Source organism: Pseudotenacibaculum haliotis, assembly GCF_042684245.1.
In the GTDB taxonomy this organism is placed as follows: Bacteria; Bacteroidota; Bacteroidia; order Flavobacteriales; family Flavobacteriaceae; genus Polaribacter; species Polaribacter haliotis_A.
This window is the reverse complement of the sequence record NZ_JBHULH010000011.1, coordinates 74,439-97,875: the sequence shown is the minus strand read 5'-3', so window position 1 is coordinate 97,875 and position 23,437 is coordinate 74,439. Positions and strand designations below refer to the sequence as shown.

Below are 23,437 nucleotides of genomic sequence, written 5' to 3'. Positions count from 1 at the left end.
ATCTTATGCTGAATACAGTTCTTTTCCTGGCCTTGCTCATTCTTTTTGCTGCTATCTTGATCAGAGATCATCTAGTTGTAGCGAAGCAAGAAGATACTGAGAGACTTACACAGTTGATAGAGCAGATCAACATAGAAAAGGCTCTGAAAAGTCAAAATCAGGAAGAACTAGAAAGTGTATTGCAGTTATCTGAAAACACGGATCGAAAGTTTCTCAAGATCAAACTTGAACTTCTATCTATAGAAGATGATCTTCAAGAGATTCTCCCCGGTCTTTTAAATTAATTTGTAAATTGATAGTGTGAAAAAGTACCTTCTTTTTTTGATAGTAGTTTTCCAAGCGGCTTTTGTGTTCTCGCAATCTGAGGATACGAAAGCTGCTATTTACAAGTCTTTGAACAAAAGCTTGGAACTTACAGACAATCGAAAATTAGATTCTGCTCAATTTTACTTGGATAAAGCCATTGCTCTTTTCCCTGAAAAGATTCAGGATTCTACACTTTACTTCAGAAAGCAAGTTGCTGAGGGTGCTATTTCTATGAGAAAAGGTAATAATGAAGAAGCTTTGCAGTTTTTTCTATCGAGTCTGGCTTTTTTCAAAAAACAAAAAGATGCCAAAAATATTGGCTTAACATTATACCAAATAGGAATCTGTAATTATTTCTTGAACAGACGTTCTAAAGCTGAAGATTTTTTCCTTGAAGCCAATTCCTACAGAGATTTTTTACCGAAAAGAATTCAGACCAAACTTCTACAGAATTTAGGAACGATCAATTTGGAAGAAGGAATGGCCCAAGAACGAAGCGAGCTTCTTTACAAAGCAATTGACAACTATACAAAAGCTTCTCAGATCTACAAAGAAGAAGGATGGATTACCGATCTTTCTTTATGCACAAGTTTACTTGCAGAATGCTATATACAGCTCAACAAGCTAGATGATGCCTTAAGCACAATTGATCTTGCCATCGATTACGGAAAGCAGGCAAATAGTAACAACTATATTGGATTTGCCCTGATTAAGAAAAGTAGCATCTACCAAAAGAAAAAAGATCTTCGATCTTCGCTAACAGTAATCAATGAAGCTATAGATATTTATCAGAAAACAGAAGATAAGAACACTTTATTGTATGCTTATAATGAGAAGAAAAGAACATTAGACTCTCTAAAAATGTACAAAGCTTCTGCGTCTTTAGCCGATAGTATTTGGAGCCTTACCGTTACCATTTACAATCAAAGAATTGCAGACGGAGTTACAGAAATGGAAGCCAAATATAAAATGGCTGAAAAAGAAAAGGAAATTGCACAACAAAAGCTCCATATCAAGAACAAAAACATCTTTGCTCTTATTCTAGGAGGTTCTATTATCATTTTAGGAATTATTATTGTTGGCTTGTACAAAAGACATCAATTCAAACAGAAACAATTCCGTAAAGAGATGGAGTTAAAAGATGCTCTTTCTCAGATTAAAACTCAAAACAGACTACAAGAACAGCGCTTAGAAATTTCGAGAGATCTTCACGATAATATAGGTTCACAATTGACCTTTATTATTTCTTCATTAGACAATCTAAAACGTCTTTCTTCTAACACAAACGATATTGTTAAAGAAAAGCTTACTAGTATTAGCGGGTTTACAGCCGAAACCATTGGTCAGTTACGAGATACCATTTGGGCAATGAATAAAAATGAGATCTCATTTGAAGAATTATATGCGCGCCTTCTCTCGTATGTTGAAAAGGCAAAAGAGGTAACACACTCGTCTCAATTTGCTATTGAAGAGGATGTATCTTCTGAGTTAAAGTTTAGCTCTGTTGTGGGTATGAATCTTTTTAGAGTCATTCAAGAATCTATTAATAATGCAATCAAACACGCAGAAGCTTCTAAGATTGACATCTCTTTTAAAGAAGATGCTAAAACCTTATTTGTTTCTATTAAAGATGATGGAGTTGGATTTGATAAAACTTCTTTTTCTGCCGGAAACGGTTTGTCAAATATCGAAAGTAGAATTTCTGATATCAAAGGAGAGGTATTTATTGAATCGGAACCTAAAAAAGGCACGAGCATTCTCATTAACATCGACAAAAGTCATCTATGAATTTAAGAGTAGCCATAGCAGAAGACAATCATTTTTTGGCGAAGGCCATCAGAGAGAAACTTTCTTTCTTTGAAGATATTACGGTAAAGTTTATTTCTCGAAATGGTGCAGAACTCATTGGAAAACTAGCCGAAGATCATCGTGTGGACGTGATTTTGATGGATATACAAATGCCGGAGATGGATGGTATCAAAGCTACAGAGCTCATTAAAAATCAATACCCACAGATCAAGATCATTATGTTGACTGTATACGATGATGATGCTTATGTTTTTAAAGCGATCAAAGCTGGAGCTAATGGGTATTTGCTCAAAGAAATAGAGGCAGAAAAGTTGTACAACAGTATTCAGGAGGTAATTAATGATGGAGCTCCAATGACACCAAGTATTGCTCTAAAAACTTTGAATTTGCTTCGTAATCCTTCTTTAGAGTTTGATTCTAAAGAGGAAGTTGAAGAGATCAAGCTCTCAAAAAGGGAGACTGAGATCTTAATTCAGCTAAGTAAAGGACTGAATTACAATGAGATTGCTATAAACCTCTCTATATCTCCTTCAACAGTAAGAAAACACATTGAAAACATTTACAAAAAGCTTCAAGTTCACAATAAAATGGAGGCCGTTTTAAAAGCTCAAAAAAGAAATCTTATATGATTATAAAAAAAATTGTATTTTTAAATTCTAGATATAGCAAACAATCTGTATGATTCAAAAAATTACCATAGGGGTAATCGTTGGAGCTATCATAGGTCTTTTTATGACCTCTTTTTTTCTCCCTCAAGAAACACCAATCAAAGAGTTATTTTTGACTAAAATAACTGCTACCTCAATGGTAACGGGGCTTTTCTGTTCTATCTACGCTTATTTTTCCAAATCTAAACTGCAAATTTTCATCATGTCAATAGTGATTGGAATTGCAATCTTTTACATCAAATATTGGGTAACCGGACATCATTTTGATCCGGGAATCATGGGTGCATTCACAGGAGCTCTTATTGGAGGAACTTTTGCTGTAATTAGAAAGCTCACCCATTCTTTTAAAGTTTATAGAAGACTGGAAACTCTACGAAAAAGAGGATTTAACAACTACGGTTAAAGATATTGGTCTACATTTTGCCAAGGACCACCATTGATCACATCAACTCCATTTTGTTTTAGAAAATCTGTAGCGCTTTGACTTCTACCACCGCTTTTGCATACAGCTATGACAGGTTTGTCTAAAGATTTGATTTCTTCTAAATGATCAGGAATTGTGTTCAATACAACATGCTTTGCTCCTTCGCTATGCCCTTCGTTCCATTCTTGATGTGTTCTTACGTCAAGCACAACAGCTCCGTTGTTTAAGTATTCCTGAATTTTATTTACACTTTCTTTTTGGCTGAAAATTCCAAATAGTCCCATATGTTAATTTTTGTAGCGGTAAAATTACATATTTTGTATCTGTAGGTCAAATATTAGTTTTGAAAAGAGTGCTTTTAGTATCTTTAGCTTTTCTAAACAAAAAATGGTTTTGAAAAACACTTTTTATTTTTTCATTTTCCTTCTCGTTATTACAGGTTGCGAACGTAAAAAAGCAATCTATGCAGAAGTCTCAACAGAGATTGTTTCTCCTAAAACTTATGTCGTATACAAAACTACTCAGCCTATCACTATTGATGGAAAAGCTGATGAAAGCGACTGGAAAAATTCGGCCTTCACAGATGAGTTTATCGATATTGAAGGAGTTAAAATTCCAAGCCAAACTACGAAAGTAAAAATGCTATGGGATGCTAACTTCCTGTATGTTTATGCAAAACTAGATGAAAAGCATATCTGGGGAGATATTACAAAACGAGATGCTGTTATTTTTTACAACAACGACTTTGAAGTTTTTATCAGTCCCTCCGACGATACCCACAATTACGGAGAAATAGAAATTAATGCTTTAGGAACTGTTTGGGATTTGATTTTAAACAAACCATACAATGTAGGTGGAAAACCAAAGAATCGATGGAATTTGAACGATCTAAAATCTGCTGTTTTTATCAAGGGTTCTTTAAATGATCCTAGTGATATTGATGAATATTGGTCTGTAGAATTGGCTATTCCATTAAGTGCCTATGCCGAGCTTAAGAACAGGCCCAAAATAAAACCCAAAGATGGTGAGCAATGGCGAATCAACTTCTCACGAGTTCAATGGGATCATGATCTAAAGGATGGCACGTATTCTCGAAAAAAGAAAGGTGGTAAATTCTTACCTGAATACAATTGGACTTGGTCTAATCAAGGAGCCATCAATATGCACTTACCGGAAAATTGGGGATACATTCATTTTACAGACAATGTTCCTACAAATCCAATCGAATTCAAACATCAAACAGATGCACTTACAGAGCAGGTTACTTATGCATTGTATCGAAAGATCGCTTTTAAAGATCTGAAACATCTTAAAAAAGAAAAGGTGGGCACTCAATTTGAATTCGAACCTATTGAAGTACAAGGCATCACTGTCAATGCTTCTTTTTTAAAAACACATACAGGATTTACCCTGCAAACCCAAAATACTCAAAAGAATACGGTGTATACCATTAATGAAACCGGGCTTATCCGTCGAAAACAAACCAACTAACATGAAAAAAATCTTTTTACTAGCTATCGTGACTACACTTTTCTTCTCTTGTAAAGAGCAAGAAAAACAAGTTGAAACACCATCAAAATTTACATTCAGTTCTTGGGCTCATGGCGGAGGAAAGTTTAAAGAAGATGTTTGGAAAAAAAGAATTCGCTTTTATGATTCTTTAGGCATCAGCGAAATTCTAGTGGGAGGTTCTCCGGAAGTTTTGAGGCAGATCATTCCTTTGGCAAAGGAAAAGAACATCAAAGTTCATGGTTGGATGTGGACATTAAATCGCCCGGGAGACACCATAGCTAAAAAGCATCCTGAGTGGTACGCTGTAAACAGAAATGGTCAAAACTCTTTGGAATACAGAGCCTATGTAGATTATTATCAATGGTTGAGTCCTTTTCATCCTGAAGCGAGAAATCATATCATTAACAATGCAAAGAAATTAATGGAAGTTGAAGGTTTGGCTTCTGTTCATTTGGATTATGTTCGTTATCCTGATGTAATTCTTGGTGCCGATTTACAGCCCAAATACAATTTAGTACAGGAAACGGAAATGCCGGAATACGATTACGATTATCATCCTATTGCAAGAGAAGGTTTTAAAAAGATATTTGACAAAGATCCTATGGATTTTAAACATCCGGAGCTATCAACTGAATGGAGACAATACAGATTAAATGCCGTTACAAGTTTGGTGAATGAAATTGTTGAAATTGCTCATGCAAAGAACAAAAAAGTAACTGCAGCTGTTTTTCCTTTCCCGGAAATGTCAAGACAAATGGTTCGTCAAGCATGGAACGATTGGAATTTAGATACAGCGTATCCAATGTTGTATCAGAATTTTTACCGTGAAAATATCAATTGGATCGGTTTTGCTACCAAACAAGGTGTTTCTGATGTAGAATTCCCTGTTGTTTCCGGTCTCTATGCTCCTGCTTTACGAGATCCTAAAGATCTGGAAAAAGCCATCCTAATCGCCAAAGAAAATGGCGCTAATGGAATTTCAATCTTTACAGCAGATGGTCTAACAAAAGAACAACAAGCTGTTTTTGTAAAGTTGAAAAACCAAAACTAAGCAATAAGCTTCAGTCCATTTTCTATCAGCTTTTGTAGTGGTTCTTTAGTTTTAAGAATCTCTAAATACGTGAGTACCTCTTTCTGAATAGAGAGATCGTTAGCTACAGCCAATTCATATACTTCCAATGGCAATAGCCAATCGTTTGTATGTTCTGATGTTAATGCGTTAAAGATACTTTCCAACTTTTCTGAAGTAGCACTTTCAGACTCTCTCATTTCTCTGACAGATGCGTACAATTTGTACAGTTCTTTTTCCTTTACAGAATATTGAATTTTTGCAGTCTTTGTTTCAGAAACCTTTGCTAAATTTTTAAACGATTCAGGATCTGCCGGACCGGCATAAGCAGATACCAACTCCTTTCCAATTGCCATATCATACACTCCCCAATCCGGATGAAAAAGTACTTGATCTTTATAAGTTACTGTACAATCTTTAAAGGTGATCAACAAGATCTTACCACGTAAACTTCTGGTTCCTGTAATTGGCACACCTTTTAAAATCACACCACTATCAAACTCAAGAGAAATCATTTTTCCTTCGTGAATTCCGTAGGCTCTCAAATCTCTTGGCGACATATCTTCAATTGGTAAGTTGATCCCTTTCAATCTTCCAATCGGGCATCCAAATCCTTCAGCATGGTATTTGGTTCCATGTCCAATCAATTCTTTGTCTCTATTTGATAATGCCGTTGGTCCGGTAGTTTGAATGTACACCACTTTTCCATCTTCATCTTTGATCGCATTTGTAAAGAGTCCTGAGATTTGAATCCCTGTACTCAATTCTACTGTTCCCAGCTTATTGGAATTGATCAGTTTTCGAATTCCTTTTGCTCCTCCGGTTCTCAAGGCCATTGTACTGGCAAACTCATCCAACACCATGATTAAATAAGCAAAATCCGGGGTTACAAACAGTTGAGGTTGTGGCTTGGTAATATCAAAATTTTGATCTGCTGCCTCTAACGTATACAATAGTTTCTTCACTTCAGAACGCATACAATCTTTACTTTCTCCAATAGAAGACAACAAACCTGCTCCGTAGATCTTAGGATCATCCAAATCTCCTATCAAACCATACTCTACTGTCCACCAATGCAAGTTTCTTAATCGAGCCATTTCAGACAATTCACCCATATTGTCTTGTAAATATTCTACTTGCTTTTGTGCAGCATCTATCTCTTCTTGGGTAGAGTTTGGGTTTTCTTTTAGAATAGACAATAATCGAATAGCTTCATACATTTCATCGTCTTTTGGAGACGAGATCGCTTTGCTTCCTATTTCTCCAAAACGTCGTAAGTATTCTGAATATTCTAAATTGGCAATAATGGGTGCATGACCTGCTGCTTCGTGAATAATATCCGGTGCCGGAGTATATTCGACATGATCAATGGTTCTCATTTCTGAAGCGATCACCAATACATTGTAGGCTTGAAATTCCATAAATGCATTTGGCGGAATAAATCCATCAACAGAAACTGCTGCCCAACCGATCTGCTTTAAGATACGGTTCATTCCTTCCATATGCGGAATGCTTTCTACAGAAATCCCGGCTTTTTCTAACCCTTCTACATACGATTCATGCGCTACTTGTTTCAAGTAATCTACACTGGTACGCATTACATAACGCCATACTGCCTGATTTTGTGGAGTATACTCTTCGTAAGGCTGCTTGACAACAAATTTATGCAGGTGTTTGGGAAGTTTTTTGGTGACTTCGTTTAATTCAAAATGAGGATTCATTCCTATCGCTTATTTATAATCCCGCAAAATTACGAAGAAGCGACTGAGAGATTTGCTTTCTTGTAACATTTTTAACTATTTTTATACTAATAGTTAGAACCTAAACATTAATGCTATGAGCTTTGGAGGTGCAGTGAGTGCTATGGTTACTGCTCTCAAGAACAACAAAAGAGATCGTAAAAGTGCACTCAAAAAATTAAAAGATAGCGGAGTTGAGTACTCCGGAAAAACAGAACTTCATTTTGAGAATCAAGCTTCTCCTGCGGAGTTGGAGAAAATACGTAAACGAGTCAAAGAAGAGAATCGTAAGATTGTGATTCGAAATATGATCATTATGGTGGTTTTAATGGCTATTGCAATCTTCTTTATCGGTTTCGTAAAATTTTAGAATTTACCTCTAAATCTTTCTTACTTTTACCATTCAATTTTTAATGAGAATGGATAAGAAAGTAATCTTAATGATCTTAGATGGCTGGGGAATAACTCAAGACCCAAAGGTATCTGCAATTTACAATGCAAAAACTCCTTTTATCAATTCTTTGTACGACACTTATGCGCATGCTGAGTTACGTACAGATGGTGAATATGTAGGACTTCCTGAAGGACAAATGGGAAATTCTGAGGTTGGCCACATGAATTTAGGAGCCGGTAGAATTGTGTATCAGAATTTGGCTAAGATCAATATAGCTGTTAGAGAAGGAACTTTATCTAAAGAACAAGAGTTGTTACATGCCTTTGACCATGCTAAAAAGCACGGCAAAAATGTACACTTTCTTGGCTTAGTTTCCAACGGCGGCATTCATTCTCATATCAATCACTTAAAAGGATTGTTAGATGCCGCCAATAACTATGGCTTGAATGATGTTTTCTTGCATGCCTTTACTGATGGTAGAGATTGTGATCCGAAATCCGGGAATTATTTCATCAAGGATATTCAGGAGCATATGAGCAAAACAACCGGGCAATTGGCAAGCATCACGGGAAGATATTATGCCATGGACAGAGACAAACGATGGGAACGTGTAAAATTGGCTTATGACGCTTTGGTAAATGGTAAAGGATCTTATTCTACAGATGCTTCTCAAAGTATTCTAAATAGTTATGAAGAAGGAGTAACGGATGAGTTTATCAAACCTATTGTTATGGTAGATGAGAACAATAAACCTAAAGCTACCATTCAGGAAGATGATGTGATCATCTTTTTCAATTTCAGAACCGATCGTGGTCGTCAATTGACACAAGTATTAAGTCAGCAAGACAATCACGAATACAATATGCACAAACTTCCTTTGTATTTTGTTACGATGACCAATTACGATGAAACATTTGAAAATGTACACGTAATTTATAAGAATGATAATATCGAAAATACACTAGGAGAAGTTTTAGCTTCGGCAGGGAAGCAACAAATACGAATTGCCGAAACAGAAAAATATCCACACGTTACATTCTTCTTTTCCGGAGGGCGTGAGAAAGAGTTTGAGGGAGAAAAAAGACTTTTATGCCCTTCTCCAAAAGTTGCTACCTACGACTTAAAACCTGAAATGAGTGCTTATGAAATTCGTGATGCTATTATTCCTGAATTGGAAAAAGGCGATGTTGATTTTGTTTGCTTGAATTTTGCCAATGGTGATATGGTAGGACATACAGGAGTTTTTGAAGCTGCCGTGAAAGCTTGTGAAGCTGTTGATCATTGTACCAAAGACGTAGTAACTGCCGGGTTAGAAAATGGATATACCACCTTATTAATTGCCGATCACGGGAACTGTGAAACCATGATCAATCCTGATGGAACACCTCATACAGCACACACAACAAATCCTGTTCCAATAATTTTGATCGACAAAGAGTTGAATTCCATAAAAAATGGTATCTTGGGAGACATAGCTCCAACCATTTTACACATGATGGATGTGGCTCAACCTAAAGAAATGACTCAAAAATCGTTAGTATAGTTATGAAAAAAATTATTGTCTTACTTGTTTTCTCTTTCGCTGTTTACACAACACAAGCACAAGCTAAAAAAGATCGTAGTGGTCACTTGATCGGTTACGCTCAAAAATCTGATTTTCTAAAACAGCAATACAAGGGTTGGTTTGAACATCATTACAACAAATATCAGCCTGATGAGAAGATTATCAAGAAGATCAAAAAGAATCTAAAAGGAGTTTCTGTTTTATGCTTTATGGGAACTTGGTGTGGAGATAGCAAACGTGAAACACCTCGTTTTTATAAGATAATGGAAGCTGCTAACTTCAACTTTAAAAAGAATTTCCAGCTAGTTGCTGTAAACAGAAGTAAGCGTACTCCGGACAATCTTCAAGAAGGAAAGAATATTATTAGAGTACCTACTTTTATCTTCTATAAAAAAGGAGAAGAGATAGGTCGTTATGTTGAGTATCCAAGAGAGACTATGGAAAAAGACATTTTGAAAATTGTACAAGGAAAACCATACAAACACTCGTACCAAAAATAAATGCTTCCACACAATCACTTGATCATTGCCATTGACTTTGACGGAACCATCGTTGAAGATGCCTACCCAAAAATTGGGAAACCTATGATCTTTGCCTTTGAAACTATAAAAAAGCTTCAAGCTGGTGGCCATAGATTGATCTTGTGGACTTACAGAAATGGAAGAAAGCTGAGAGAAGCTGTTGAGTTTTGCGAAGCGAATGGCATTGAATTCTACGCTGTTAATAAAAACTATCCTGAAGAGGAATTTGACGGAAAGATTAGTAGAAAGATTCATGCCGACCTGTTTATAGATGACCGAAACATTGGAGGTTTTATAGGTTGGACAGAGATCTACAAATTGATCTTTGAAGAGGAACCTGAAGTTCCCAAAAAGAAAAAAGGTTTCTTTTCTCGCTTCAAGTAAACAGTGCTTCTTTTAATATTCTAAATTAAGAGTATCTTTGCACTTTCATTTTGAGTTATGATCGTAGTTAAAACTAGAGAAGAAATTGAATTAATGCGCGAAAGTGCATTGGTAGTATCCAAAACTTTAGGGATGTTGGCCAAAGAGGTTAAACCCGGAGTAAGCACTTTATATTTAGATAAACTTGCAGAAGATTTTATTCGTTCTCAAGATGCAATTCCTGGATTTTTAGGGTTGTATGACTTTCCAAACACCCTTTGTATGAGTCCGAATGCTCAGGTAGTACACGGAATTCCAAATGACAAACCTTTACAAGAAGGAGATATTATCTCTATAGATTGTGGCGCTATTAAAAATGGTTTTTACGGTGATCATGCCTATACATTTCCTGTAGGCGAAATTGATCCGGAAACTGAAAAGCTTTTGCAGATTACCAAAGAAAGTTTGTATGTGGGTATTAGAGAACTCAAAGTAGGAAACAGAGTTGGTGATGTTGGATATGCCATTCAAGAATACTGCGAGCGTCACGGTTATGGTGTTGTACGTGAGTTGGTAGGACATGGTCTTGGTAGAAAAATGCACGAAGATCCTGAAATGCCTAACTACGGAAGACGTGGAAGAGGTAAGAAGTTTGTAGAAGGAATGGTTGTTGCCATTGAACCTATGATCAATCTAGGAACACATAGAATTAATCAACTAAATGACGGTTGGACTATCTTAACCAAAGACGGAAAACCAAGTGCACATTTCGAGCACGATGTTGCTATTGTTGATGGGAAACCTGAATTACTTTCAACTTTCCAATATATATACGAAGCTTTGGGAATTGAAAGTGATGAAGAAAAAGAATTCAGACAAAAACAATTAGTTCTATAATTTGTTCAGCAAAGAAATTCAACACATTGCCCAAAAAGAGATCATCAAAGGTTTCAAAGCCCGCTTTGTTCATTCTGAACATATGACTCTTGCTTATTGGGAAATTGAAAAAGGAGCTGAACTTCCATTACATTCCCATTTACACGAACAAATTGCCATGGTTACTCAAGGAGAGTTTGAAATGACCATAGGAGGAGAAACTCAAGTGTACAAACCCGGTAAGATTGCTGTAATTCCACCACATGTAGAACATTCTGGAAAAGCACTCACCTATTGTGAAATCACCGATGTATTTTCTCCAGTAAGAGAAGACTATAAATAGATAACTTTTTGAAGCTTTTTAAAGCCATATTAAATACTGTTCCAAGGCCACTTTTGATCAAACTGAGTTATGTGGCTAGACCTTTTATTGCTTTCTATCTAAAAGGGAAAACCTACACAGATCCTATTGACGGGAAGAGTTTCAAAAAATTCTTACCCTATGGATATGGCACCCAACGACCCAACGTTTTGTCTCCAAGTACACTTTCACTGGAAAGACATCGATTGCTTTGGCTGTATTTACTGAATGAAACAGATTTCTTTACCAGTAAAAAGAAGGTATTACACATGGCTCCGGAGCAATGCTTTTTAAAGCGATTTAAAAAGTTGAATCACGATTATACTACAGCCGATCTATACTCGCCAATAGCTGATGTAAAAGCAGATATTACGGCACTTCCTTTTGAAGATGATTCTTTTGATGTAATCTTTTGCAATCATGTTTTGGAACATATTCCTGACGATACTAAAGCCATGCAAGAATTGTATCGTGTAATGAAAAAAGGAGGTATGGGTATTTTTCAGATTCCACAAGATCTCAACAGAGAGGTTACTTTTGAAGATGATTCTATTACAGATCCTAAAGAGCGTGCCAAGATCTTTGGTCAGTATGATCATGTTCGCGTGTATGGTAGAGATTATTTTGCCAAATTAAAGTCTATTGGATTTCGAGTAAAGCAAGTTGATTACACTCAAGAAATCTCACCCGAACTTGCAGACAAATACCGCCTGATGAAAGGTGAAATCTTACCTGTTGTGTTTAAGTAATTCCCCTCTCCCTCACAATTGCCTGCATTGAACTTTCCGAGATGTATGGTGCTGAAAACAGAAAATAAACAGGGTAATTAAAGCCACTAAAAAGATCCGCTTAGTTTTGTTTTTATGAAACGTGAAGTATTCAAGTACTAGCAGGACTCTCAACAACAAAACTCCAGACTTTCATCTGAAGTTTTGCTGATTTTATGTGCTATTTACATTTATTTAAAGCCTATAGCATCTTTATGTTCTGTGGAAAATATAGGGAAGAAAAACACATTATTTGAGTAATTGGCTACTCTGTATGCCGCATACCTATAATCATTATTATCTTGGAGTACGTAGGTGGATATCTTATCAAGTTTTTGGTGAGACAATATTGTTACATTATTATACCCTAACGTAAACCCAGCAGTCTTTATACATTCTGAACCAGAAATATCAGTAGAATTTCTTGGGAAAGTATTTAAGGCGAATGGTTCAAGAGTAAAATTCTCATGAGAAGGTCCGGTTGACGCTAAGATAATTGTACGACCAAACCTATAAAAGTAAAAGTTATTAGCTCCATAATCAAAGTTTAACTGGAGATCACCATACATAACTTGTCGCTGGGTCCAACCTACATTTGAAGGAAAAGGAGAGCCTGTACCAGTGCTATTTGGGCAAGGAGCTGAAGCTCTTTCATCAAAAAACGTTTTTTGATTTAAATTATCTAATTCTTTTAAAATAGATTTAGTATCATACATTTTTCCTTCTAAGTTTCCCAAAATAAGGTCACCAAAAAATTCTGATAGCTTTTTGCTACCTCCATTAGATATTATACTTGATTTGATTTCTTTACTGATCTGAGACCTATCATTCTTTTTTGATAAATCTTCCATTTCAATGGAATCTTCAGACGTACAGCCCAACAGAAGAATACTTAGAAATAAGCAACTGAAAATTAAACTTTTAGCATTCATGATAATTTGTTTTTTAAAGATTAAAAATTAAGTTTAATTGTTTGATTATTGCATGTTATAAGCGTCCTCAATTTGTTTATTACATATCAATAGAAAATAGATAATCCACCCCTGGTAATACGAATTTTTATATGCTGAACATGTCAAAACGTAATTGACACCTACAAAATTATAACTAATTCAAGGGCATCCCTTTCTGTGACACATTTTGAGCCCTATTTTTCTTTTTTGAGAAGAGTTTAGTACATAAAATAGACAAAGGCAAAAAGGCTTAAAAAGAATTATTAGCTTTTTATGAAACTTGAAGTATTCGTACGTTAGTAATGTGATCATCATAGTATCTAAGGCTGATACTATTTTAAGATGTTTAAGCCTATTAGATTTCGGATAAAGCAAGTTGATTACACAAAAGAAATCTCACCCGAACTTGCAGGCAAATATCGCCTAATGAAGGATGAGATCTTGCCTGTATGATTTAAATGATTACTCTTTCTTTTTCAATACATTATACTTAAACTCTTGTTGAAGAGAATCATTTTCGATCATGAATCCTTTAAACGGAAATTCATTAGTATAGTAGTTCTTATCCTCCGTTTTCCCTAAGAATATCTTTCCATATTTATTTTTTAAAAACAATCCGGTATTTCCTTCATCACTTAAAATTAACGACATTCCTTCAGTTCCATTATCGTTATCCAATCCGAGAACAATTCGATTTTTTCCATTTACTTTCATCAAACCATAACCGGATCTCTCAAAACCTTGCTCGTCATTTATCTCAATTCCTGTAGCCGACCCTAACCTTTTTCCAATATTAGGATCTGGAGTAGGACTACCTATTGCTAACCTATCGTATCCATTTTCGTCAAGAATTAACATTCCATAATTTTTATGACTGTATTCTTTATACCACTCTTTATATTCAGGCCCAAATTCATCTTCCCAAGCTTCCATCGCTTTGTCATAATTATCGCGTATTCTGTGTTTGGTTTTAGGAACCGGAGCACCAATAAGAATTCGTTCTTTTCCTTGTTCGTCAAAAATGACAATTCCTTTTGCGTAAAGAATATCGTTTTGTTGAAAGTATTGATTGTAGGTAATAAATCCGATACTTGCTACTAGCAAGATTAAAAGAATGTTATTTCTCAATATCAATTTTCTTGTTTTGCTTTCTAAGTTTGTTGGTGTTCTCATAAAATGATTTTTGATTTTGAAACAAAACTATATTTTTACAGTATTGAGTCCAGAATTAGAAAGTCTCATATATACAATTAAGACAAAAAACACCCATTACCCTCAATGAACATCACTTGGGACACCATTTATCTGGCAATTCAAATTGTCGTTTCTGCACAACTTTTCTTGGGTATTGTGTTGAATATTTTTGAGTTAAAAACTCGAAATTTACTATTGGCCTACTCTTGTTTATTGATTGTTTACACCTACAATGTTTTCTTTTCTTATGATTTGAATAATTGGTATCTAAACAAATCACTACACATTGTAGCCAGTTATATTTATTTTGGTCCTACTTTGTATTTGTATCTTAAAAGTTTACAACTTGAAGGTGCTACCAACTCTAAAGAGCTTTTAAAACATTATGTTCTTCCTTTTAGTTTTTGTTTAACGTATAATATTGTCCAGTTTCCATATTACGCCTTTGTCATTTACGCTTTCTTACTCTTCTATTCTGTAAAGAGTTATGGCGTGTACAAACAAGTGAATAGTATTCTTAGCGGAACTTTAAAGAAACGTTTTCATTGGTTTATAGGAATCACATTTGTGTATTTAGTTCTAGATACGCCCATGTTAATCTTAGAGGATTTAGCCATTCTGGATGTATCTCCTTTTGTGGGAATATACCCCGTAGTTAATGAGTTTTTTTACAGCTTTATACACTACCCTATACTCTTTGCTCATTTCTTTGTTTTGTCTTTGTATACAATTACTGAAATTCCCAGATTCAAAAAATACTTTTTATCCAAATCATTAAAGGAATCGGGAGTTGATTTAACCACACAAAAAGCAGTAAGAAAACACCTTCAGCAACTTTTCGATGAAGAAAAAATTTATATCGACTCGGAATTATCATTAGATAAACTTTCCAAACTATTAGAACTGGAAAAAAGTCTAGTTTCTAAACTTCTAAGAGAAACTTACAAAAAAGGCTATAATGAATTTATTAACGAGTATAGAATTGAAGAGTTTAAACGCTTACTTCATAATAGTCAGTATCAGAATTACGATCTGGTTGGCCTAGCCAATGAAAGCGGGTTTAAATCAAAAGCAACCTTTTTTAGGGTATTTAAAGAATTGGAAGGAATGACTCCTAATCAATACAAAAAGAAGATTACTTCTTAGTTTCTGTATTCTTGCAGCTCTCCTTTTTCATCAGCATAGATCAGAATTACTTTTAAATCAGGCTTTTTCTTCAAAAACTCTTTTGTTCTTTCCAATCCCATAGCCATAAAAGCTGTGGCATAAGCATCTACATCTGCGCAATCCAATTGAGCAATGACTGATGCTGATAACAGGTTACTTTCTTTGGCATATCCTGTTTTTGGATTGATGGTATGCACATATTTTTCGCCATTATCAGTAATTCGGAATTTTCTATAATTCCCTGAGCTAGCCATCGATTCATCTTTCAATGTCAGGTAATCGAAAGCCGATCTGGAACCGTCTGTATTTGGGTTGTCTAATTGTACTTTCCACTCATTTCCTTCCGGTTTTGCGCCTCTAGTTCTGATCTCTCCTCCGATCTCCACCAAGTAATTTTTTATTCCTTTCGACTCTAAAAAACGAGCAATCACATCAATTCCATACCCTTTTGCTATTGAGTTAAAATCGAAATAAGTTTCCGTAAACTGCTTGATTACCTCATCATTTTCAATAGTTACCTTATCAAAACCAACAAACTGCATTAAAGATTTCACTTTAGCAGAGTCTAGATCATTCAACGTTTTTTTAGGTCCAAACCCCCAGGCATTTACCAAATCGCCTACCGTTGGATCGAAATAACCGTCTGTTTCTTTAAAGATTCGTTCAGATTTTGCAAAAACCTCTTTAAAATAAACATCTACTTTAATTCCTTTCTCTCCTTTGTTGATCTTAGAAATATCAGAAGTAGGAATATAGGTTGATAAAGAATTGTTGACCTTATCAAACAACCGATTGATCTCATTATTAAAATCTGTTTGTACATCGTAGTAGATAATACTGTAGGTAGTTCCAAACACACTTCCTTTTAAACGAATAGGGTCTTTAATTTCTGCATTTTCTTTACAAGAAATTATACTCAAAACGCCCACAAAAAGAACCAAAAGAAATCGAGGTTTCATATCTAAAATTTTCTTTTACAAAGATAGCTTTTAAAGTTCTCATAAATCGTTCATAAATTATTGTTAATCGAAGTTTTTTTCGAGTCATTATTTTTAACTTTGTGTAAATCTTAATTCAATCGTTCAAGAAAATGAGAAAATTAGCACTATTATTAGTAGCAGCTGTTATGGTAAGTTCTTGTGTTTCTAAAAAAGACTACGCAGCCTTGCAGGCACAGCATAAAAAGACTAAAGACGAATTGTTAGCTGTAAAGAACAGTTTGACAAAATGTTTAATTGAAAAAGAAAAATGTGAGTCAGAATCAGTAAGTCTTAAAAGCAACATCGAAGAACTTAAAAAAGATAAGCAAAAGACTTTAGAATATGTTGATAACTTGACTGTTTTGACCAAAGGAGCAAATGATAATATCAAAGAAACTTTGGCTCAATTGAGTAAAAAAGACAAGTACATCAATCGTATTAGAGCAGCAGCTTCTAAAAAGGATTCTTTGAACCTTGTAGTAGCTTTCCATTTGAAAAAAGAATTAAAAGATGGAATTGATGATGAGGATATCGAGATCAATGTAGAGAAGACTGTTGTTTTTATCTCTATCTCTGATAAATTATTATTTAAGAGTGGTAGCTACAACGTAACTGAAAAAGCTTACAAAGTATTAGAAAAAGTAGCTACAGTAGTAAACGGACAACCTGAAATGGATGTAATGATAGAAGGTCATACAGACGATACTCCTATCAAAGCTGATAACAAGATCTTACAAGACAACTGGGATCTTTCTGCAAAAAGAGCAACAGCTATTACTAGAATCTTACAATACAAATACGGTGTAAAGCCTAGCAGATTAATTGCTGCAGGTAGAAGTAGTTATGTACCTCTAGCACCAAACGATTCCCCAGCCAATAAGTCTAAGAATAGAAGAACTAAGATCATTATCTTACCTAAGATTGGTCAATTCTTTGATTTGTTAGAACAAAAAGCTGAGTAATTAAAAGTTGATTTATATACTGAGAAAGCGCCTATTAGGCGCTTTTTTTAATATCTTGAGGCATCAAAAAAAATAGCTTGAACCAATTTCCAAAAGATATTAAATTCAAATATTCTTGGAGAGCCTATCAAGAAAGGGTTCTTTTGGAATTGAATGACCATTTAACCGACAATCATCTACATATAATTGCTCCTCCGGGATCGGGTAAAACAGTTTTAGGTTTAGAGGTAGCCATACGCTTAAACAAACCTACATTGATCTTGGCTCCAACAATCGCTATCAAGAATCAGTGGATCTCTCGATTGTGTGAATTGTTCTTACAAACAGAAAACTTTCCTGATTGGATATCAAGAGATATCAGAAACCCAAAATTCCTTACTGTTTCTACTTACCAAGGATTGCATTCTGCTATATCAGGAGAAGAAGAAACAGAAGAAGATCCCGAAGAAGAAATTCAAGCTGATGAGAAAGAAAAAGAACCTGACAGTACAAAAGAATCTGTTATCTCAAAACTTCTGGAACAAAACATCGGTACTATTGTTGTAGATGAAGCGCATCATTTAAAGAATGCTTGGTGGCGTTCATTAACTGAAGTTAAAGAATCTTTGCAGGCTACAGTTGTTGGGCTAACCGCTACACCTCCTTACGATGTTTCTTATGCTGAATGGCATAGATATTTGGAACTAAACGGGCCTGTAGATACTGAAATATCGGTACCTGAACTGGTTATTGAAGGCAATCTTTGTCCTCATCAGGATTTTGTTGTTCTTTCCACTCCAACGGATGAAGAGGCTCAAAAAATAGTGCGTTATAGACAGCGTATTGATTCGCTCATTGAAGAAATTAAAACTGATACAGCATTTATTTCTGCAATAGAGAACCACCCTATTTATCAAGTTCCTTTAAACAACCTGGAAACTATTTATTCAAATATTGAATATTATTCTGCAATTTTGATCTTCCTTCATTCACTAGGAAAAGTTATTACTAGAACACATTTAGAAGTTATCGGCGACACAAACTTCAAAATTCCGGAGTTTACTCCTGATTGGATGGAAATACTTCTCTCATTTTATCTATATGAAGAAAATTCTTTCTCTATTCAATATGAAGAGCATCAAGAAAAGCTAAAAAATAAGCTCAAAAGAGCGGGAGTTCTGGAACGGAAATCCATCAATTTGGTTTACAACCAAAGAATTAATAAGCACTTAAAAACTAGTATTAGCAAACTGGAGAATATTCAAAAGGTTGTAGATTTTGAACATGAGCAATTAGGTGATGATCTAAGGATGGTTATTTTAACAGATTACATCCGAAAAGAGTTCTTGGTTAATGAACCTCATAATTCTCTGGTTCTAAACAAAATTGGAGTCATGTCTATTTTCGAAAAAATACGGAGAGAGAATGATCAAAATTTAAAAGTAGGAGTTCTTACTGGTTCTTTGGTAATCATTCCTGTAACGGCACAAGATAGGTTTCAAGAGATCTGCAAACAGGCTAAGATTAGCATAAAATCATTCAAAAGCCTGCCTTACGATTCTCAATATTTAATTATCCGATCAAGTGAAAAGTTGAAACATGATATCGTAAGGATTATAACTCAGGTTTTCGAGGAAGGTCATATTGAATGCCTTGTTGGGACAAAATCTTTGCTTGGGGAAGGTTGGGATGCTCCCTCCATTAACTCGCTAGTACTGGCAAGTTTTGTTGGATCCTATGTGCTCTCTAACCAAATGAGAGGTAGAGCCATCAGAACCAATAGTAATGAACCCAAAAAGACAAGTCATATATGGCACTTGGCCTGTGTTGATCTATCAGCTAGCAATGGAGGAGAAGATTTGGAGCTACTGAAAAGACGATTTAAAAGTTTTATTGGCGTTTCTTACGACGATCAGCCTAATATAGAAAATGGGATCGATCGATTGAAAATCCCTTCCAACATACGTTCCAAAAAAGATATTGAAAAGATCAATGAAGCGTTTTTTCTTCAAGCCAAACAGAGAAGTTCTTTAAAAGACAAATGGGCTCTTGCTTTAGAAAAAGGAACAACTTTGATAGAGGAAATTAAAATTCCTTTCCCCACACAAAGAGAGTACCGTAAAGTCAAATCTCTTTATTATAGAAAGACTATTCGAAATCTAACCTTTTCTTTGCTTTCTGGTTTGGGAACGTTTCTTTTGGAGGCTTTGGAAGGAATGGGTGAATTTTTAAAAGGTACAAACTCAACTGAAAATTTCAAATATTACCTTCTTTTTATAGGAGTTCTTGGAGTTTTAATCTTTGGAAGAAAAACTTATAAGACAATGAGATTGTACATAAAGTACAGAGATATTTCCAAAGATATTCAAGGTATTGGACTTACAATGGTAGATGCCCTCATTAAAATAAAAGCAATTAAAACTCACAGAACCGATTTAGAAGTTGTTACTGATGTATTAAAAAATGGAACTGTTTTTTGCCATTTAGAAGGCGGAACTACTTATGAAAAATCTACATTCATTGGTGCGATGCAAGAGGTTTTTGACACTGTTGACAATCCAAGGTACCTTATCATACGTAAAGGACTGTTCTTACAATTATTTTCTCAAAAAGATTATCATTCTGTTCCGGATGCTATAGGAAGAAAAAAATCTTTTGCTCAATTTTTCCACCGACGTTGGAATCATTTTGTTGGCAAATCTGAATTAGTCTACACAAGATCTATAAAAGGGCGAAAAATCTTACTAAAATCAAGAGTAAACTCTTTAGCTTCTGAGTTTAATAACAAAACTCACAGAGTTAATAAATGGAGGTAGCTTATTCCGTTATCTTCAGAAAGTCTTCAAAAGCCACATAATAAGGTTGGTCTTTAAAAACAGGAAGGTCTACGCTTTCTGCATTAGCAATTCCTACTCCTGCAAACCAAACTTTTGCATTCGATTTTAAAGCGTGCTCTTTGAAAGTTTCCATCCAGATCACATCATATTCTTGAGGGTTCTGAATATTCTTAGTGGCCTTTACCAAAACAAAAATGGTAGGCTCTCCTTTCTTGTACAGTACAAATTGTGGATGTCTTTTTAATTGTGAGTTTACAGCGACAAACTCATAGCCCATCTCTTGTAATTTCTTTCCCACAATGTTCATGGCAAGATTGTGTAACTCTTGCTCCGTTAAAGCTTGCAACATGCTGCAAAGATACTTACTAATCTTTGAATCGTATAAACTTTGCCTTGTCAAAATAATAGCCGGGAACTTCAATATAAGCATTGGGTTCTAACTCGTACCAAGGGTTGATAGTTTGTCCGTTTGGATTTTTTAACAAGTGAACACTTTGTGCCGGAGTATTTCCTTGAGCCAGTATAAAACGCTTCTCTCCTTGCTCATTTTTTACTTCATCTACAATCATTACAATATGTCCGGGAGTTCCTGGGTAGACTAGCATATCTCCCACTTGTAATTGAGCTGAAGAAGTTACTTTGGGTAACTCATTGTATAATGATAGTGTGCCTGAGTACATGTAGATAAGATTCAGGTAGCGATAAAAATTCGCCTTAGAAACATCTTTTGCAGCTGTTTTATGAAAACTGACCTTATTGCCTTTGATCTTTGGACGATAACCCTCTGCATATTTTTTCCAAGAACAGTAATGTCCACTGGTGAATTCAAATCCAATTTTATCTTGTTGATTTATCTTCCATAGGTATTCAGACCGCAATCGGATCAATGCATCTGCGCATTGCTGTAATCCGTTTTTAGGTACGGGAACTTCCAGTACTCCAAAATGCCCCGATTGATAGAAGTATTCTGATCCATCGTAATTAATCACTTTGGCTCCATACGATTTTAATGGATAGTTTTGAATAAATTCTTGAAAGCTTCCCTGCTTATAAGTAATCCTTTCATAATTTTTCGGAACTTTCACACGTGCTTTTATCGTTTTTCCTTTTTTATCTATAAGACTAGGTGTAATAAAAACTGACTTAATAGCCGTTACTGTTGGTCGTGCTTGTTTAACCTGAGTAAAAGCTACTATAGCTACAACAATAATTACAGAGAGGATGAGTAATTTCTTTTTCATATCTCTACAACGAAAAAGTAGTCAGAAAATTATTTCAGTAACTCTTGAAGCTTTTGTTTATAAAGATCAAAATCTTTTAGATTGTGATGAGTCCCGGTAGGAATAGCTACAAACTCTTTTTGTTGAGATCCTACCAATTCAAACAGCTCTTTTGACTCTTCAAATGATGTAGTTCCGTCATCATCTCCATGAAAGAATGTAACCGGAACGGATATCTTAGGCACTATCTTATCAGAAGGTAGTTTGTATTTTAACAAGAAGGTTGGAGCCAGTATAAAAAAGTTTCGCGTAGCTCTTTTTAGGTTATAAAAGGGTGCTTCCAATACTACATGCTTGGGATTTCTATTGGCTCCTACATGACTTGCGAAAGTGGCTCCTAAAGAACGACCATATACCACGATCTGTTCTTCTGTATAATGGTCTTTTAAATGGTCATATACTGTTAAAGCATCTTCATACATCTTTGCTTCATCAAAACTCCCTGTGCTTTTCCCGTAGTTTCGGTAGTCCATTACCAACACATCATAACCATAATCCAACAAGTAAGGAACAATAGCTCCCCAACGTTCTAAATTCCCTTTGTTTCCATGGAAGAACAGAATCACTCCTTTAGAGTCTTGCTGTGTAAAATGCAAAGCATTGAGTGTTTCGTTGTCTTGAGTTGTGATATTAATTTCCTGAAATGTTTGTGGAAATTGGTACACAAAATCTTTGGCCAGTTTTTTACCGTTTAAAAAGATAAACCGTTCTTGAAAGAAATAAAAAAACAACAATCCCACTCCTAAGAGAATGAGAACTCCATAGACAATCTTTTTGATCATTTCTTCTTCTTTTTGGTACGTATAAAATCGATACTGGTTTTTTCTCTATCTATTGTGATCTCTCTTTTGCGACCTAATATTTCGTGTAATGCTTTGTGGTAACTTTCAAAGTTATGTAGATCTTTATGTCCTCCTCCAATAATAGGGTATAATTTTGTTAGTTCAGGCTTTAGTTTTGATAGTCGTAAACTCGAATTGAATCGAATGACACGATCATTGGTTCCGTGTATGATATTGATCGGGCATTTGACATACTTCATCCACTTGTAGGTAGGCATCTGATAGCGCATTACCAATCCTAACGGGATTAATGGCAAATATCTTTTTACATTTTTAGACATACTAAAATAAGGACACGCTAAAATCAGAGCTTTAGGATCGTTCATAGAAGCCACTTTTGTTGCCAACCCTGTACCTAAAGAGCGGCCATATACGATAATCCTGTTTTCTTTTACCTTTTCTTTAATCCTATCATATACATATAAGGCATCTCGCTTCATGCTTTCTTGACTGAGTCTTCCGGTACTCTTTCCAAAGCCCCGGTAATCGATCATGATTACATCATAATTGTGTAAGGTAAAATCTACGGCAAACTTTCCCCAACCTTTAATACTTTTCGAGTTTCCTTTCAGATAATACACCACTCCTTTAGGGCTTTCTGATTTGAAATGCAAGCCATTGATAATGGCTCCGTCTTCCAATTCTAAATTGTACTCTTCTACCTGCTGATTCTCATATTGAAACACAAAATCCTTAGGTAGCTTTTCCGGATGGAACAAGAATCGTTCTTGAAAGAAATACAAAAAGAGACTTACGGTAGCTACAACAATTAGTAAAATGATCAAATAGGATATCCAGCCCATATTGTTGGTTTGTATGAACGAATCTAAGGATTTTAAGTTCCTCAAACAAATTCGAAACAAATAGAAA

General features: G+C 35.1%; 25 protein-coding genes. 16 read left to right on the top strand and 9 right to left on the bottom strand.

All coding sequences use genetic code 11. The annotated features are described in order from the left end of the window. The first annotated feature begins 5 nt into the window (after nt 1-5). Genes ACFSRZ_RS14115 through ACFSRZ_RS14100 form a run of 4 tightly spaced genes read left to right on the top strand, consistent with a single transcriptional unit; the run spans nt 6 to nt 3,186 of the window. On the top strand, nt 6-284 hold the full coding sequence (locus ACFSRZ_RS14115; RefSeq protein WP_379667213.1) for a hypothetical protein: 279 nt from the start codon (nt 6-8) through the stop codon (nt 282-284). Nucleotides 285-321: 37 nt separating this feature from the next. Continuing rightward, a complete protein-coding gene (locus ACFSRZ_RS14110) occupies nt 322-2,094 on the top strand; it encodes a tetratricopeptide repeat-containing sensor histidine kinase (RefSeq protein WP_379667212.1) in 1,773 nt (590 codons plus the stop codon). Then, entirely contained in the window at nt 2,091-2,744 is a 654-nt protein-coding gene (locus ACFSRZ_RS14105) for a response regulator (RefSeq protein ID WP_379667211.1), read from the top strand. The genes ACFSRZ_RS14110 and ACFSRZ_RS14105 overlap by 4 nt, the downstream gene beginning before the upstream one ends. A gap of 49 nt (nt 2,745-2,793) precedes the next feature. Next, the gene (locus ACFSRZ_RS14100) at nt 2,794-3,186 is read left to right on the top strand and encodes a hypothetical protein (RefSeq protein ID WP_379667210.1); all 393 of its coding nucleotides are present in this window, start codon (nt 2,794-2,796) and stop codon (nt 3,184-3,186) included. Here ACFSRZ_RS14100 and ACFSRZ_RS14095 read toward each other — a convergent pair. Further along, complete coding sequence (locus ACFSRZ_RS14095; RefSeq protein WP_379667209.1) at nt 3,183-3,491, bottom strand: rhodanese-like domain-containing protein; 309 nt, start codon at nt 3,489-3,491, stop codon at nt 3,183-3,185. The two genes, ACFSRZ_RS14100 and ACFSRZ_RS14095, sit on opposite strands and share 4 nt — an antisense overlap. A gap of 109 nt (nt 3,492-3,600) precedes the next feature. On the opposite strand from ACFSRZ_RS14095, the gene ACFSRZ_RS14090 reads away from it, so the two are divergent. Together ACFSRZ_RS14090 and ACFSRZ_RS14085 are read left to right on the top strand one after the other, a co-directional pair. Next, entirely contained in the window at nt 3,601-4,698 is a 1,098-nt protein-coding gene (locus ACFSRZ_RS14090) for a carbohydrate-binding family 9-like protein (protein ID WP_379667208.1), read from the top strand. Nucleotide 4,699: 1 nt separating this feature from the next. Next, a complete protein-coding gene (locus ACFSRZ_RS14085) occupies nt 4,700-5,770 on the top strand; it encodes a family 10 glycosylhydrolase (RefSeq protein ID WP_379667207.1) in 1,071 nt (356 codons plus the stop codon). Here ACFSRZ_RS14085 and ACFSRZ_RS14080 read toward each other — a convergent pair. After that, entirely contained in the window at nt 5,767-7,509 is a 1,743-nt protein-coding gene (locus ACFSRZ_RS14080; RefSeq protein ID WP_379667206.1) for an aromatic amino acid hydroxylase, read from the bottom strand. The genes ACFSRZ_RS14085 and ACFSRZ_RS14080 overlap by 4 nt on opposite strands. 115 nt (nt 7,510-7,624) lie before the next feature. Between ACFSRZ_RS14080 and ACFSRZ_RS14075 the strand changes: the two genes are divergently transcribed. The 7 genes from ACFSRZ_RS14075 to ACFSRZ_RS14045 are packed head-to-tail and all read left to right on the top strand — an operon-like array spanning nt 7,625 to nt 12,355. Continuing rightward, nucleotides 7,625-7,897: a hypothetical protein gene (locus ACFSRZ_RS14075; protein WP_379667205.1), complete on the top strand. Its 273-nt coding sequence runs from the start codon at nt 7,625-7,627 to the stop codon at nt 7,895-7,897. Nucleotides 7,898-7,946: 49 nt separating this feature from the next. Next, nucleotides 7,947-9,464: a 2,3-bisphosphoglycerate-independent phosphoglycerate mutase gene (gene gpmI, locus ACFSRZ_RS14070; protein ID WP_379667204.1), complete on the top strand. Its 1,518-nt coding sequence runs from the start codon at nt 7,947-7,949 to the stop codon at nt 9,462-9,464. A gap of 2 nt (nt 9,465-9,466) precedes the next feature. Next, a complete protein-coding gene (locus ACFSRZ_RS14065) occupies nt 9,467-9,985 on the top strand; it encodes a thioredoxin family protein (protein ID WP_379667203.1) in 519 nt (172 codons plus the stop codon). Then, complete coding sequence (locus tag ACFSRZ_RS14060) at nt 9,986-10,390, top strand: BT0820 family HAD-type phosphatase (RefSeq protein WP_379667202.1); 405 nt, start codon at nt 9,986-9,988, stop codon at nt 10,388-10,390. 57 nt (nt 10,391-10,447) lie between these two features. Next, nucleotides 10,448-11,266, top strand: a complete 819-nt coding sequence (gene map, locus ACFSRZ_RS14055) for a type I methionyl aminopeptidase (RefSeq protein ID WP_379667201.1) — start codon at nt 10,448-10,450, stop codon at nt 11,264-11,266. 1 nt (nt 11,267) lies between these two features. After that, entirely contained in the window at nt 11,268-11,588 is a 321-nt protein-coding gene (locus ACFSRZ_RS14050) for a cupin domain-containing protein (protein ID WP_379667200.1), read from the top strand. A gap of 8 nt (nt 11,589-11,596) precedes the next feature. Beyond that, on the top strand, nt 11,597-12,355 hold the full coding sequence (locus ACFSRZ_RS14045) for a class I SAM-dependent methyltransferase (protein ID WP_379667199.1): 759 nt from the start codon (nt 11,597-11,599) through the stop codon (nt 12,353-12,355). A gap of 209 nt (nt 12,356-12,564) precedes the next feature. Here the strand turns inward: ACFSRZ_RS14045 and ACFSRZ_RS14040 are convergent, their stop codons facing one another. Together ACFSRZ_RS14040 and ACFSRZ_RS14035 are read right to left on the bottom strand one after the other, a co-directional pair. Continuing rightward, on the bottom strand, nt 12,565-13,305 hold the full coding sequence (locus ACFSRZ_RS14040; RefSeq protein ID WP_379667198.1) for a hypothetical protein: 741 nt from the start codon (nt 13,303-13,305) through the stop codon (nt 12,565-12,567). A gap of 483 nt (nt 13,306-13,788) precedes the next feature. Beyond that, on the bottom strand, nt 13,789-14,499 hold the full coding sequence (locus tag ACFSRZ_RS14035) for a hypothetical protein (RefSeq protein WP_379667197.1): 711 nt from the start codon (nt 14,497-14,499) through the stop codon (nt 13,789-13,791). Between the two features lie 105 nt (nt 14,500-14,604). Here ACFSRZ_RS14035 and ACFSRZ_RS14030 point away from each other — a divergent pair, with 105 nt between their 5' ends. Next, nucleotides 14,605-15,666, top strand: a complete 1,062-nt coding sequence (locus ACFSRZ_RS14030; RefSeq protein ID WP_379667196.1) for a helix-turn-helix domain-containing protein — start codon at nt 14,605-14,607, stop codon at nt 15,664-15,666. On the opposite strand, the gene ACFSRZ_RS14025 is transcribed toward ACFSRZ_RS14030, so the two are convergent. After that, complete coding sequence (locus ACFSRZ_RS14025) at nt 15,663-16,646, bottom strand: FAD:protein FMN transferase (RefSeq protein ID WP_379667195.1); 984 nt, start codon at nt 16,644-16,646, stop codon at nt 15,663-15,665. The genes ACFSRZ_RS14030 and ACFSRZ_RS14025 overlap by 4 nt on opposite strands. 131 nt (nt 16,647-16,777) lie before the next feature. Here ACFSRZ_RS14025 and ACFSRZ_RS14020 point away from each other — a divergent pair, with 131 nt between their 5' ends. After that, on the top strand, nt 16,778-17,629 hold the full coding sequence (locus ACFSRZ_RS14020; RefSeq protein WP_379667194.1) for an OmpA/MotB family protein: 852 nt from the start codon (nt 16,778-16,780) through the stop codon (nt 17,627-17,629). A 77-nt stretch (nt 17,630-17,706) separates the two neighbouring features. Beyond that, nucleotides 17,707-20,424 carry a DEAD/DEAH box helicase family protein gene (locus ACFSRZ_RS14015; protein WP_379667193.1) on the top strand — a complete coding sequence of 906 codons (2,718 nt, stop codon included), beginning with the start codon at nt 17,707-17,709 and terminating at the stop codon, nt 20,422-20,424. Nucleotide 20,425: 1 nt separating this feature from the next. Here the strand turns inward: ACFSRZ_RS14015 and ACFSRZ_RS14010 are convergent, their stop codons facing one another. From ACFSRZ_RS14010 to ACFSRZ_RS13995, 4 genes are read right to left on the bottom strand one after another with little or no spacing between them, the layout of a single operon-like run. After that, nucleotides 20,426-20,791, bottom strand: a complete 366-nt coding sequence (locus ACFSRZ_RS14010; protein WP_379667273.1) for a Na(+)-translocating NADH-quinone reductase subunit F — start codon at nt 20,789-20,791, stop codon at nt 20,426-20,428. A gap of 19 nt (nt 20,792-20,810) precedes the next feature. Continuing rightward, entirely contained in the window at nt 20,811-21,686 is an 876-nt protein-coding gene (locus tag ACFSRZ_RS14005) for a DUF4846 domain-containing protein (RefSeq protein WP_379667192.1), read from the bottom strand. A gap of 29 nt (nt 21,687-21,715) precedes the next feature. After that, complete coding sequence (locus ACFSRZ_RS14000) at nt 21,716-22,507, bottom strand: alpha/beta hydrolase (protein ID WP_379667191.1); 792 nt, start codon at nt 22,505-22,507, stop codon at nt 21,716-21,718. Beyond that, the gene (locus tag ACFSRZ_RS13995) at nt 22,504-23,370 is read right to left on the bottom strand and encodes an alpha/beta hydrolase (RefSeq protein ID WP_379667190.1); all 867 of its coding nucleotides are present in this window, start codon (nt 23,368-23,370) and stop codon (nt 22,504-22,506) included. The genes ACFSRZ_RS14000 and ACFSRZ_RS13995 overlap by 4 nt, the downstream gene beginning before the upstream one ends. Nucleotides 23,371-23,437 lie beyond the last annotated feature (67 nt).

Coding starts and splice junctions, on each gene's coding strand:
- ACFSRZ_RS14115 (WP_379667213.1), top strand. CDS start 6: ATGCTGAATACAGTTCTTTTCCTGGCCTTGCTCATTCTTTTTGCTGCT.
- ACFSRZ_RS14105 (WP_379667211.1), top strand. CDS start 2,091: ATGAATTTAAGAGTAGCCATAGCAGAAGACAATCATTTTTTGGCGAAG.
- ACFSRZ_RS14100 (WP_379667210.1), top strand. CDS start 2,794: ATGATTCAAAAAATTACCATAGGGGTAATCGTTGGAGCTATCATAGGT.
- ACFSRZ_RS14095 (WP_379667209.1), bottom strand. CDS start 3,491: ATGGGACTATTTGGAATTTTCAGCCAAAAAGAAAGTGTAAATAAAATT.
- ACFSRZ_RS14085 (WP_379667207.1), top strand. CDS start 4,700: ATGAAAAAAATCTTTTTACTAGCTATCGTGACTACACTTTTCTTCTCT.
- ACFSRZ_RS14080 (WP_379667206.1), bottom strand. CDS start 7,509: ATGAATCCTCATTTTGAATTAAACGAAGTCACCAAAAAACTTCCCAAA.
- ACFSRZ_RS14075 (WP_379667205.1), top strand. CDS start 7,625: ATGAGCTTTGGAGGTGCAGTGAGTGCTATGGTTACTGCTCTCAAGAAC.
- gpmI (WP_379667204.1), top strand. CDS start 7,947: ATGGATAAGAAAGTAATCTTAATGATCTTAGATGGCTGGGGAATAACT.
- ACFSRZ_RS14065 (WP_379667203.1), top strand. CDS start 9,467: ATGAAAAAAATTATTGTCTTACTTGTTTTCTCTTTCGCTGTTTACACA.
- ACFSRZ_RS14060 (WP_379667202.1), top strand. CDS start 9,986: ATGCTTCCACACAATCACTTGATCATTGCCATTGACTTTGACGGAACC.
- map (WP_379667201.1), top strand. CDS start 10,448: ATGATCGTAGTTAAAACTAGAGAAGAAATTGAATTAATGCGCGAAAGT.
- ACFSRZ_RS14040 (WP_379667198.1), bottom strand. CDS start 13,305: ATGAATGCTAAAAGTTTAATTTTCAGTTGCTTATTTCTAAGTATTCTT.
- ACFSRZ_RS14035 (WP_379667197.1), bottom strand. CDS start 14,499: ATGAGAACACCAACAAACTTAGAAAGCAAAACAAGAAAATTGATATTG.
- ACFSRZ_RS14030 (WP_379667196.1), top strand. CDS start 14,605: ATGAACATCACTTGGGACACCATTTATCTGGCAATTCAAATTGTCGTT.
- ACFSRZ_RS14025 (WP_379667195.1), bottom strand. CDS start 16,646: ATGAAACCTCGATTTCTTTTGGTTCTTTTTGTGGGCGTTTTGAGTATA.
- ACFSRZ_RS14020 (WP_379667194.1), top strand. CDS start 16,778: ATGAGAAAATTAGCACTATTATTAGTAGCAGCTGTTATGGTAAGTTCT.
- ACFSRZ_RS14005 (WP_379667192.1), bottom strand. CDS start 21,686: ATGAAAAAGAAATTACTCATCCTCTCTGTAATTATTGTTGTAGCTATA.
- ACFSRZ_RS14000 (WP_379667191.1), bottom strand. CDS start 22,507: ATGATCAAAAAGATTGTCTATGGAGTTCTCATTCTCTTAGGAGTGGGA.
- ACFSRZ_RS13995 (WP_379667190.1), bottom strand. CDS start 23,370: ATGGGCTGGATATCCTATTTGATCATTTTACTAATTGTTGTAGCTACC.